Source organism: Ruegeria hyattellae (assembly GCF_041537925.1).
Lineage (GTDB): Bacteria > Pseudomonadota > Alphaproteobacteria > Rhodobacterales > Rhodobacteraceae > Ruegeria_C.
Genome location: NZ_JBGOSH010000033.1, coordinates 1 through 11,415 on the forward strand (window position 1 = coordinate 1; position 11,415 = coordinate 11,415).

Genomic DNA, 11,415 nt, shown 5'->3' on the forward strand with positions numbered 1-11,415 from the left:
CGACAATCCGCAGAAATCCACATCCGCGTAGCTCTCATGAACCGCTTCAATACTCTCGTCACCGCCGAAATCGTTCGTGTGGCATGACACCCGTGGGGAAAGGGGCCGTCACGCTTCACGCGTGAATTACGCAACAACGCCCACGGGAACGGTAAGTTCTAAATACCGGAGAGGGATGGCGAGTCGGAATTGGCTGACCCGCCAACCAAAAAACGGAACTTCGAATAGATCTCAGCAACTGGCGTTTTGGCCTCGCTGCTGCCCTCGGAGCTGACGCAGCATGCGGAAACCAAAGGCCACATACTTCTTTGATGACGGCCCAAAGGAGACATCCAGCAGCCAACCTACATGCTGCGGTCGCAGCCCGCTTTGCCGCCATTCGCTGCACCAGCGAGAAAGGAGGCGTGTCGAACTCACAGATTTCGCAACTAAGTGAACTTTCGCTGCACGTGCGCCAAAGGCAGTTAACCGTACATCGCATCGTCCAGTACAATCAAAGAGCGCACAAAGTCGAACCTTCAGCTCGCACAGTCGGAATTCTCTGTCGATGGTCTTCGCCGATATTGGCTAGGTGTCAGTCCTGTGTATTTCCGGAATGCGCGCGTGAAATGTTGTGGGTGCTCATAGCCCGCAGAAAATGCGATATCGATTATTTTTGTGCCTGGATCATCCAGCTGCAAACAGGCGTTCTGGAACCGTGCTTCCTGAATTATTGAAGTGTAGGTTTTGCCGTGTCTGGACAGTGTTCGTTGAAGAGTCCTGCGCGACGTACCTGTGATTTCGGCCATGAGATTCAGGGATGGATGAGACTCCTCAATATACGGGGCGACAACCCGTCGAAGGCTTCCGATGAAATCGATCCTTTCCGGAGAAACCACCGGCTCAGCGGGCCCGTTCTCAACAGGGGACGCGCAGGGCACTGCCAAGTTGGCCACAGGAACAGTGATGGAAGTGTGCCGATGACCAAACTTGATTCTGGTGTTTGGGTAAGCTGTTTCTGTCGAGATATGCCCTGCAGAATGAGACATCAGGGTAATTTCATCGGGGCACCAATTCGCGCCACAGACGTTTCGCAGCATTTCGACAAACGCATGAACCGCGACCCATTCTGGCGCAGCCAAGGCATTGTGGTCTCTAAAATCGACCAGATCAAAGCAAACTCTATAGAGGGGCCCCTCTTGCTGTACGCCTACAGAAGAGGCCGTACTTTCGACGTGCGCAACGCAGGCGAACGACTGAACAAGCGCCAGACCAGAGGGCGCGTTCAGCAATGCAGATTGCGTTTTTTGTGACAGGCCGGAGATCCGTGCCGAAAGAGCTGCATGATGTCCAAACTCAACGATATTCAGGTCACGGCTACACCGCTCAATAAACTCAAAAACCTGCGGCAGGCTGAGATAAGCATCCGGGCATTCCTCGATCATTGTCGGAAGCTTCGCGCGTTTCAGCTCTCGATCAACTGGCGCTCCGATGTCGCGCAATGAAGACGTGTAGGTGAGAAGGTGTGCCGCGCGGATTAAAGGTAATGCTCTCATCCAGAAAACCCTCTCTGGCTGGCTTCATGTAAATAGCTGTCCGTCGCCCTTGAAATGTATCCACAAATTGCGCCGGTTCGCAATCTTAGCGAGTGCGGCGCGTATTGGTCAGACGTCGGTGACCACGCCACGTACAATCGAAGCCGAAATTTGAGCCATCAGGGAGTTGAGTATGCCGCGCCCAAACGCAGGACGGCGGATCGACATTGCCGCCCTTTCAGTTGTGGTAAATGCTTTGGCACGAGACGGCGAGGCAACGGTCCAACGCGTGGCAGATGAATTGGGTGTAAGCCGACGCTCGTTACAGAGATACCTAAACGCGTCAGGATTCACATTTTCGGGGATACGCGACCAGGCTGTAAATCATGCAGCATTGACCATGCTTGCCCATTCCGAGCTTTCTATTGCGTCAATTTCCAAACGGCTGGGCTACAAAAACCCCAGCAGTTTTACGCGCGCTTTTGTACGTTGGAATGAGGCAACCCCGGTTAACTATCGGCGCCGTACCTGCAGGCGGAAACCTTAGATGGTTCGTGGCGCAAAATGGTCAGAAATCCGGAACTGATTGTGATTTCATCCTGGCATGGTTGAGAAGTTTTGAGGCCAAAGCAGCCAGTTAGATTTGAACAACCAAGTATCGGGCCGCATAGCCCCAGATACAGGCGATGAAGAAGCATAACGATACTTACCAGTACGGTTAGCGCATTTAACAATTTTCCGGAGGGAAAAATGAAACCAATTATTAAAAGTATAGCCTCGGCCGCCACCATCGGGCTCGCCGTTGCTCTCCCATTGAAAGCCGATCAACTGAGCGATGCGGAACTGGAAAACCTTGTGAAGCGCTCCACGCAATACGTTGCCCTGTTCAATACGCTCAACAACTTCGTGGTCGATCCCAAAAACCCTCTGGCTTCGGGCGGGTGGAATAAGACGGCGTACCCAAAGGGCTTGGCCAATGCATCGGTGCGCGCGCTTCCGCGTCCAAACAACGATACGCTTTATGTGCTTTCGATGCTGGACATGCGTGACGACGCGGTGGTGATCGAATACCCGGCATTCGACTCCAAATTCGTGTCACTTGAGGTCTCGGCAATGGATCACTACGTCAACATTCCCCTTGCCACATCCAACGGCGACTTCAAGAAACCCACCAAGATCCTGTACTATTCTGAACGCACCGACGGGTATTCCGGGGAAAAGGTCGATGGCGTCGACCAGATATTTGAAATGTCCGGAGAGTTTGGGATGGCATTTCTGCGCGTCATGCCGCAGGCAAACGACCCGGACAAATTCAAAGCAAACATGGCAGCGATCAAGGAAGTCAAACTGCAAACCCTGTCAGAGTTCCAGGGCAAGCCTGCCAAACCGGTGACCCCTCTGAACACGCCGAAATACTCGACTGACGCGAATGTCTATGCTGAGAATTTCCTGGAAGTGATGCAGTGGGTGTTCAACTACACCTCTTTCGATCCCGAGAAATATGAAATGGACAAAGAAGCACTGGCCGCACTCCAGCAGGTTGGAGTTGAGCCGGGCAAGGACTTTGATCCAAATGCGCCGAAAACATTGGATTACAAGCGCTTGGCGGCAACTGCGGCCAAAATGTACGCCCACGAGAATTCCATCTGGAATTCGCCCAAAGAGGTCGCGCCTTACCTCTACAAAGTGTTCCAGCCCAAAGGAAAGATTGATATCGACACGATGTTCCTGCAATCCGTGGTCGGGCCGTTGGGCCAGCCAGCCAGCGAGGCGATGTATCCGGGCGTTACTACTACGGACGGCAAGCCGATGAATGCCGAGAATGACTATGTTATCAAGATGACCAAGGACGAGATGCCGCCGGCAATCGCATTTTGGTCAGCGACACTTTATGACACCAAGCACGGCTACTTCATCCCGAACAAAGAAGACAAATACAGCGTGGGTCAAAATGCTGGCATGAAGCTGAACGCCGAAGGCGGGATCGAGATTCACATCTCGGCCGAGCAACCCGAAGGCGTTCCAAAAGAGAACTGGCTTCCGATAACCCGAGAGAATCTGGGGATCGACATCATCATGCGGATCTACCAGCCCGATCTGGAAGAGATGAAGACCTGGAAAGCACCGAAGGCCGAAATCGTAAAGTAATTGAGCCTGATGATTGAAGAACGCCCCGGCGCAAAATCTGCGGCGCCGGGGTGCAGACACCAGATTACGGGGTGCATGAGTGACGCCGACGCAGCGCTTCAAACTCGCAAGGTGCCTTCAACATTGGCTTAGGAAAAACGGAGAGCTTGATGGCCTGTTATGCACAGAAATTAGCGCTCTGCTCCTGCCTCGCTCTGCCCTGCACGCCGTTGGTGGCCCAGGAAAGCGACTGGAGCTATGAAGCAACCATTTACCTGTTTGCGGCCGAAACGAAGTCATCGATGGATACGCGTTTCGGCGAGGTCGACAGTACCTTGAGTTTCAGCGATGCGCTGAGCAATCTGGATATGGCGTTCATGGGGGCCTTCAGCGCCAGCAACGGACGCTGGAGCCTTCTGGCCGATTACATGTACACCGATCTTTCGTTTGGAAATTCGACGCCCGGTGGAGTGTATTCCGATTTGGATACGACGGCCACGACCCAAATCCTGAACGGATACGTCGCCTACCGTGTTTATGAAACAGACGAAGTGAAATTGGACGCCGCAGCCGGATTTCGCTGGTTCGACACCAAAACCGTTTTCACGCTGAACCCCGGTTTGGCTGCGGGGCGGACAACAACAGTTGATGACAACTGGACAGATCCGGTCATTGGTGTCCGTGCCCAATTCAAACTGTCCGATCAGTGGGCGGGGACTGCATTTATGGATTATGGAGGTTTCAGCAGCGGCAGCGAAACCTGGCAGGTTCTCCTGACAGCTGATTATGCACTCAAGGACCGATGGGTACTTCGGGGGGGCTACAGATACATTTCTGTCGATCACGCGATTGATGGCGACGACTTCTCATTCAGCCAATCCGGCCCGGTCTTCGGCGCGGCCTATCGGTTCTAGGTCGCAAACCATGGTGTCTAGCATAGGGTCCGCGAAGGGGAACAACGCTCAGGCCTACCAGTCCGACACGCCATTGAAACAGGATCTTTGCTGGTGCGGGTCACGCAAAAGACCAGACCAGCTTGGAGGATCATCAAATGCTACGTAGTACCCTGATATTGATGCTAGCTCTCGCATTTCCAGCGATTGCGACGGGGCAAACGGAGAATAGTTCTTCCGGAGGAGGAAGCGCAGACCTTGCAAAAAAGCTCTCCAACCCAATTGCAGATCTCATCAGCGTACCATTTCAGTTCAACTATGACGAAGGGTATGGCGACGGCTCTGGCAACAAGGGCTTCGTCAATATCCAGCCTGTGATCCCGATCTCGATCAGTCCGGACTGGAACGTCATTTCGCGGACGATCATACCTTTGGTCGATCAGGATGATCTCAGACAGGGATCAGGATCGCAAAGCGGACTTGGCAATATCGTTCAAAGCTTCTTTTTTCCCCAAAAAAGCCAACCGCAAACGGTATCGTCTGGGGTGTGGGACCAGTCATCCAACTGCCGACCGCTTCTGATGACATCGCACCGGACCAGTGGGGGATTGGTCCGACTGGAGTTGTCCTAAAACAACAAGGTCCCTGGACCGTTGGAGGTCTTGCCAACCATATCTGGTCCGTCAGTGGCAATTCGGAGAACGGCAAAGTGTCTGCAACGTTCTTGCAACCGTTTCTGGCATACACAACGCCAAAAGCCACGACATTCACGCTCGACACCGAGAGTACGTATGATTGGGAAGCAGAAGAATGGTCGATCCCGATCAACTTTGTCGTCTCCCAGGTCGTGAAGTTGGGCAAACAACCGGTCCAGTTTGGTCTTGGCGCGCGCTATTGGGCTGGCACTCCGGATGGGGGACCTGACGGATGGGGTGCTCGGTTTCAGGTCACATTCTTGTTTCCGAAATGAGAAAGGCGGCGTTGGCCGAGATAAAGAAAGGTAGTCCAAGAACCTGACAAACGAAATCCGGTGCCAACTGGTTTGAACGCGAATGATCACGTGGGCCAGATCTGCTGCAGCACTAGCCTTATTGCGCCCATTCATTACAACGGCACCCAAAATCAGTAATTCCACAATGCTAATGTTGCGTTCTGGAGAAATGTATTGGCGACCCAAACTGATCAGAATTTGGTGACCAGGTCGTTCCCATCGTAGCAAACAAAAAGTGAGGATTTTGAAATGAAACTGAACCTTCAGACGGTCCCATTGGTGTTGGTACCGATTTTGCCAACCATCGCCATGGCATTCGAGGCACCTAACGGAATGGCTGTCAATCCGGTGGATGATAGCGTTTTTGAAGTTGTCGCTCGCGACGATGTATCTGGTGACGCGTTCTGGTGTGCTGCCGGCATGTACGCGGAGATCAAACAAAAAAAACGACCTGGCGAAAAAATGTCGATCGCACGTGGATTGGGTCCGAGTGAGACCACAGACCGTCTCTCTGCCGTGCAGTTCACGACCGATCCTGTTACCGCGGGTGTCACGCCGAAATCCATGGGTAACGATATCAACGAATACAATGTCGGTGAAACGCTGGAAATTGGTATCGCGCGTGGGCATTGCCTCGACCATTAGAGCGGTTCTCGATCGGTGGTGTAAACTGGCAGAGTCCCCGGATCTTCCGGCGCTGGGAGGGATCGCTTAACGGACTCACACACATTGAGCCGCGCCGGACCCGGCACCTCTATCCGTGTTGCCGAGATAGCAGATGAAGAACCGATACAATCTGATCAACCACATTCATAAGACGACATAGGAGCGTACTCACATGAATGGCCGGAGACAACTCGTGTCAGCAGTGCTCGCAACGGCGATCTGGATCGCGCCTACCGTGACAACCGCTCAAGAAACGAGTGACGCAGGTCCCGCGAATGGCACAAAACAATCAAAAAAAGAGCAGAACAAACTGGGATTTGGTCAGGGTTCCTTCGTTGCTGTGCCAATCCCAGTCAATGACCCAACCTTTGGGGCTGGGCTGGTCTTGGGGGGTGGGTATTTGTTCAAAGCTGATGAGGGATCCAATACCTCCATCCTGGGTGGAGGAGCCTTTGGAACAAACAAGGGAAGCTATGCTGTTGCGCTCGGGAGCGGCTTGTCGCTTGACCACAACCGTTACAATATCATGTTCTTGCTTGGTCTGGCCGATCTGAATTATGACCTGTTCTTGCTCGGGGAGCCTTTAGAGATCGAACAAGACGGTGTCGCGTTCCAAAGCGAATTTCGCTATAGCTTTACCAAGTCATTGTCGGCAGGTTTTTCACTACAATACGGCCTTGTTGCATAGATCGGCAGTTGGCTGTTACTGACGCGGTTTGTTTCCATCAGGATGTCGTGAATGCCGCACAAGTTCAACGCTAGTCGCCGGGCAAAGATCCCCAAGCAGAAGCATCGTGTGACCAACTGGGCTGAATACAACGAGGGTTTGAGGCAGCGCGGTGATCTGACGATTTGGATCAGCGATGAGGCGCTTGGCCTGTGGTCGGCGGCGCGCCGAACGACGCGTGGCGGGCAACCCCGCTACTCGGATCTGGCGATTGAACTTTGTCTGACCTTGGGAGTGGTTTTCAAACAACCGCTGCGCCAGACCCAAGGGTTTATGCGCTCCATTGCGGCCTTGCTTGGTGTTGAGATTGCGGTGCCTGATTTCTCCACCCTGTCTCGCCGGGGCAACAGCCTGCAATTGCAGGCGAGGCCAAGGGCGGACAGGCAATCCGCGATCCACCTCGTCGTTGACAGTACCGGCTTGAAAATATTCGGTGAGGGTGAATGGCTTGAGGAAAAGCATAAAACCAAGCGCAAACGGCGCTCTTGGCGCAAGCTGCACCTCGGTCTCGATCTTGTCAGTGGCGAGATTGTCAGCTCCGATCTGACCACGGATGACGTCGGCGATCCAACGGCCTTGCCGGGCCTGCTTGATCAAGTAGGCGGACCAGTTGCTCTCTTTCTGGCAGACGGCGCATATGATGGAGAACCAACATCTGATTTGCTTGCCGCTCGGTTCGGATCGATGATCGAGGTTACGATCCCACCTCCCAAAACCGCGATCCTGAGCGCCAATGCGGGCCAGGATCCGACGGCGCGAGACTGCCGTATCGCCGACATCTCAGCCCACGGGCGGGTGGCTTGGCAGAAAGCTTCTGGCTACAATCAACGCAGCCGAGTCGAAACCCTCATGGGTCGCTGGAAGGGGATCATCGGGCCCAAGTTAAAGGCGCGCGCTTTCGAAACCCAAAAGACTGAAGCTCAGATCGGCGTCCTAATTCTGAACCGGATGACCGAATTTTGCCGCCCGAGTTTCGAACGCGTTGCCTGAAATCCATCTCGGGTAGGGCGCGTTTCAAAGCGCAGCCGATCTATGCAACAACGCCGATTTCAATGTCTCGAGACGATATTCTAAGGCGCCTCGAAAGGATTCCAGATGGCATACTAAGGTTAAAGGCTCTTTTGCCATCCAGCTCAGACCATGCTTGGGAAGTGCACGTTGTGGGACGTCACAAGACATTTGAAGAAAGGGCGTTACCGGATAAATTCGGAATTGTTGCCATTGGCCAAAATGCGTCAATTTCAAGAACCGAAATCGAAAAGTGGTGGAATTCTTCGTAGTAGTTGACGATGCCATTTGAGGTGACTGTGTTGCACGGATCTACTTGGGAACGAGAAGTCCCCTTTTCCCATGGAGCTATGACACACGGGCGTAGACCGCACGACCGGTTTGGGTGATGCGGTTCAGGGCCTTCACAGCGATTTGGGTTTCAACGTTTTGCGTCTCCAGCTTCCTGCTCTGAAGTTTTGGTCCGATGATCTGCTTGTAGCGCCCAATCTGTGCCTCCACGCGTGACCTTAAATTGTAACCTGTGGCCTTTTGCCAAGCCATTCGACCTCTGGTTCGGATTGCCTCCAGATGGCTGTTGCGCTGATCGTTCTTACCGGGAACGGCATTGATCGGCGGAGGGATGGTGACTTCGACCTCAGGACCAAAAGCAGACTGTATCGTGGCGATCGTGGGTTCGCCGTCATAGGCGCCATCAGCAATGAATTTATTCACCGGCTGCGTGATTTGGTGGCACAGTTTCGGCAATTCAGCCGGGTCACCGACATGCTCGGTTGTCAGGCTGGATGCAACGATCTCGCCGCTGTCAGGATCAAGCCCGACGTGCAGCTTTCGCCAAGTTTTTCTAGTCTTGGGGAGGCCATGCTTTTCTTTCATCCAGTCGCGACCGCCGTGAACCCGCAGGCCAGTGCTATCCACAATCAAGGTGATCGGTCCTGAGCTTGTCCGTGCCGCTGCTCGAACCTTGAGCGTCCTGCCACGACGGCTCAGGGTTGAGAAATCCGGCACAGGCAGAGTGATCCCTGCCAGTTTCAGCAGCGAGCGCACCAGGCCCTGCGTTTGCCTCAATGCCTGCCTGAAGATACACCGCAGCGTCAGGCAGGTCTCAATCGCGAGGTCGGAATACACCAAGTTCCCGCCCCGTTTCCTGGCCCCGGTTGCGCGCCAACCGGACAACAGACCACGGTCAAACCAGATCGTCAGGTCGCCTCGAAGCCTCAAACTCTCGTTGTACTTTGCCCAATTCGTGACCTAATACCTGGGCTTCGGGAACTTGTCCCGGTTCGGGTCGCTAAACTTGAAAGGCATTCACTGCGCTCATCCTTGGAAATATGTCAGCGTCTACGTCACGGCACCAATCCGTGCAACAAAGTCGTCTAAAGGCTGCTTAGCGGCCATTCGCTGCGCTGCCAGAATTTGTGTCTGTTCCAACTCACAGTCTGCGGAGAAAGGTTGCTTTTGCTGCACCTGTCCCGAATGGGGGAAGTCAGCACATTGCGCTGGCGGCGACAGAAAGGTCTGAGATAGCGGCGGCGTCCATGGGCCGAGCAAAACCTGCGACAGAGCCGCTGCGAAGGCTGATAAGGACACCAGTCCGTTGCTTCCGGCGGTGCAAAATCTGAAGACGCTGATCGAGACTGATGCGAAAGCTTATATGTTCTTTACGCAGATGTTTCAGGATGTGCCTGAAAGCCGCAAGACTTCGCCGACAGGCAAACCACAGGTTCGCGACCATGAACATATGCTGCGCCTCTTCAATACGATAATGACGCATGCACCCGAGTTCAATGAAAGTGGGCTTGTGGGATTTCCATTCAACGCGATCCTTGATTGGTCGATGGCAAATGTCGGCGGCTGGGCCGGGTTCTTGGACGACAAGGTCGATGCTTATTTGCGGGCGATGCTGAACGAATGGGCCGTGTTCCTGCAATCACCCGAAAGCACATCGGTCCTCAGCGATGATCCGAAATCCGGTTGGTTCGGCGCGGATGCGAAAAAAGCGATGCCGACCTTTGCCGAGGACTTCATCTGCGATCCCTCGTTGCCCCACTACGGGTTCAAGTCCTGGGACGATTTCTTTACCCGCCGGTTCCGTGAGGGCATACGGCCGATTGCCGACCCGGACAACGACGCCGTTGTCGTGAACGCCTGTGAGTCTGCGCCTTACCGTGTGGCGCAGGAGGTGAAATTGCGCGACCAGTTCTGGATCAAGGCGCAGCCCTACGCACTGCAATTCATGCTCGACAACGATCCCTACACGGATCAGTTCGATGGCGGGACCGTCTATCAGGCGTTTCTGAGCGCCTTCAGCTATCACCGTTGGCATGCCCCTGTCTCGGGGCGTGTCGTCAAGACGCGAGTGATCGACGGCACATATTACTCCGAGATCATGGCCGAAGGCCTGGATCCATCAGGCCCCAATGCCTCGCAAGGTTACATCGCCGAGGTTGCAACGCGTGCGCTGATCTTCATCGAGGCCGACAACCCCGATATCGGGCTGATGTGTTTCGTTTCGATCGGCATGGCCGAGGTCTCTACCTGCGATGTTACCGTTTATGAGGGCCAGCACGTTACCAAGGGTAACGAGATCGGGATGTTCCACTTTGGCGGGTCCACGCATTGCCTGCTGTTCCGGCCTGAGGTCGATATCACCTTTGACCTACACGGGCAGTCGCCGGGGCTGGACAGCACCAACATTCTGGTGAACGAGCGGATCGCCACTGTCGGGCCGCGAAAATCACCCTAGAAAGCAGACGCAGGTCTAGCACATCATTTGGAATAGACCTGCGGCAGCTGCCCGGTGATCAACATCCAGACGGCGGCGGCCGCGAGCAGGAAAAGCGCGATCGCCGTCAGCGCCTCGGCCCCAGTGAACGCGTGTTCGCCCCGTGCGCTTGACCTGCGTGCCCAGTAGAAAACCGGCAGCCCAATGGCATAGATCACCGCGCCGGCCAGCATGAACTGCACACCCGCGGCATAGACCAGCCAAAGTCCGAAACCCGTTGCGATCATGCTGATCACCAGGGCCGGCACCTTGCCGACCTTGGCATTCGCGGGATAGGCGCCGGACCAGATTACCTTCCACAGAAACGCCGCCGATCCGATATAGGCGGGCAAGATCACAACGCCAGTGATTGACAGCATCAGGTTCCAGGCGTTGTTGGAAAAAAAGACCAGAATGATCGCCGCCTGCATGATGGCGGTCGAGATGACCAACGAGAAGGATGCAATCCCCGCTTTGTTTGTCTTGGCAAAGATTTTGGGGAAGGTTCCATCTCGCGCACAGGCCCAAGGCAGTTGCGCAACAAGCAATGTCCAAACCAGCCAGGAACTGAGCAGCGCGATGATGACGCCGATATTGATCATCACTTCGCCCCACAATCCCACCAGCTTGCCCAGGATTGCCGCCGTGGAGGGCGGTGCCAATGTCGCCAGTTCACCCTGTGACATCACCCCAAACGGCACGATCGACACCAGCACAAACAGCAC

The 11,415-nt window shown here is 54.5% G+C and carries 11 protein-coding genes and 1 pseudogene; 9 read left to right on the plus strand and 3 right to left on the minus strand.

The window, feature by feature from the left end; genetic code table 11:
- Nucleotides 1-518: 518 nt before the first annotated feature.
- On the minus strand, nucleotides 519-1,535 hold the full coding sequence (locus AB1E33_RS29355) for an AraC family transcriptional regulator (RefSeq protein ID WP_372580769.1): 1,017 nt from the start codon (nucleotides 1,533-1,535) through the stop codon (nucleotides 519-521).
- 172 nt (nucleotides 1,536-1,707) lie between these two features.
- Here AB1E33_RS29355 and AB1E33_RS29360 point away from each other — a divergent pair, with 172 nt between their 5' ends.
- The 8 genes from AB1E33_RS29360 (at nucleotide 1,708) to AB1E33_RS29395 (ending at nucleotide 7,908) form a co-directional block, all read left to right on the plus strand.
- Nucleotides 1,708-2,061: a helix-turn-helix domain-containing protein gene (locus AB1E33_RS29360; RefSeq protein WP_372580770.1), complete on the plus strand. Its 354-nt coding sequence runs from the start codon at nucleotides 1,708-1,710 to the stop codon at nucleotides 2,059-2,061.
- A 203-nt stretch (nucleotides 2,062-2,264) separates the two neighbouring features.
- Nucleotides 2,265-3,662 carry a DUF1214 domain-containing protein gene (locus AB1E33_RS29365; protein ID WP_372580771.1) on the plus strand — a complete coding sequence of 466 codons (1,398 nt, stop codon included), beginning with the start codon at nucleotides 2,265-2,267 and terminating at the stop codon, nucleotides 3,660-3,662.
- 149 nt (nucleotides 3,663-3,811) lie between these two features.
- Entirely contained in the window at nucleotides 3,812-4,555 is a 744-nt protein-coding gene (locus AB1E33_RS29370) for a porin family protein (RefSeq protein WP_372580772.1), read from the plus strand.
- 137 nt (nucleotides 4,556-4,692) lie between these two features.
- Nucleotides 4,693-5,166 (plus strand): hypothetical protein, encoded by a 474-nt coding sequence (locus tag AB1E33_RS29375; protein ID WP_372580773.1) that lies wholly within the window; start codon nucleotides 4,693-4,695, stop codon nucleotides 5,164-5,166.
- A gap of 77 nt (nucleotides 5,167-5,243) precedes the next feature.
- Nucleotides 5,244-5,504 (plus strand): hypothetical protein, encoded by a 261-nt coding sequence (locus AB1E33_RS29380; RefSeq protein WP_372580774.1) that lies wholly within the window; start codon nucleotides 5,244-5,246, stop codon nucleotides 5,502-5,504.
- 270 nt (nucleotides 5,505-5,774) lie between these two features.
- Nucleotides 5,775-6,170, plus strand: a complete 396-nt coding sequence (locus tag AB1E33_RS29385; protein ID WP_372580775.1) for a hypothetical protein — start codon at nucleotides 5,775-5,777, stop codon at nucleotides 6,168-6,170.
- A gap of 214 nt (nucleotides 6,171-6,384) precedes the next feature.
- Nucleotides 6,385-6,879 (plus strand): hypothetical protein, encoded by a 495-nt coding sequence (locus AB1E33_RS29390; RefSeq protein WP_372580776.1) that lies wholly within the window; start codon nucleotides 6,385-6,387, stop codon nucleotides 6,877-6,879.
- Between the two features lie 51 nt (nucleotides 6,880-6,930).
- Nucleotides 6,931-7,908, plus strand: a complete 978-nt coding sequence (locus AB1E33_RS29395) for an IS5 family transposase (RefSeq protein WP_372580777.1) — start codon at nucleotides 6,931-6,933, stop codon at nucleotides 7,906-7,908.
- Nucleotides 7,909-8,274: 366 nt separating this feature from the next.
- On the opposite strand, the pseudogene AB1E33_RS29400 reads toward AB1E33_RS29395, so the two are convergent.
- Nucleotides 8,275-9,162 (minus strand): annotated as a pseudogene (locus AB1E33_RS29400) (IS5 family transposase); the annotation flags it as partial.
- A 361-nt stretch (nucleotides 9,163-9,523) separates the two neighbouring features.
- Here AB1E33_RS29400 and AB1E33_RS29405 point away from each other — a divergent pair.
- Nucleotides 9,524-10,672: a phosphatidylserine decarboxylase family protein gene (locus AB1E33_RS29405; protein ID WP_372580778.1), complete on the plus strand. Its 1,149-nt coding sequence runs from the start codon at nucleotides 9,524-9,526 to the stop codon at nucleotides 10,670-10,672.
- A 23-nt stretch (nucleotides 10,673-10,695) separates the two neighbouring features.
- Here AB1E33_RS29405 and AB1E33_RS29410 read toward each other — a convergent pair.
- On the minus strand, nucleotides 10,696-11,415 hold a 720-nt coding region (locus AB1E33_RS29410), incomplete at its 5' end, for an amino acid permease (RefSeq protein WP_372580779.1).

Coding starts and splice junctions, on each gene's coding strand:
- AB1E33_RS29355 (WP_372580769.1), bottom strand. CDS start 1,535: ATGAGAGCATTACCTTTAATCCGCGCGGCACACCTTCTCACCTACACG.
- AB1E33_RS29360 (WP_372580770.1), top strand. CDS start 1,708: ATGCCGCGCCCAAACGCAGGACGGCGGATCGACATTGCCGCCCTTTCA.
- AB1E33_RS29365 (WP_372580771.1), top strand. CDS start 2,265: ATGAAACCAATTATTAAAAGTATAGCCTCGGCCGCCACCATCGGGCTC.
- AB1E33_RS29370 (WP_372580772.1), top strand. CDS start 3,812: ATGGCCTGTTATGCACAGAAATTAGCGCTCTGCTCCTGCCTCGCTCTG.
- AB1E33_RS29375 (WP_372580773.1), top strand. CDS start 4,693: ATGCTACGTAGTACCCTGATATTGATGCTAGCTCTCGCATTTCCAGCG.
- AB1E33_RS29385 (WP_372580775.1), top strand. CDS start 5,775: ATGAAACTGAACCTTCAGACGGTCCCATTGGTGTTGGTACCGATTTTG.
- AB1E33_RS29395 (WP_372580777.1), top strand. CDS start 6,931: ATGCCGCACAAGTTCAACGCTAGTCGCCGGGCAAAGATCCCCAAGCAG.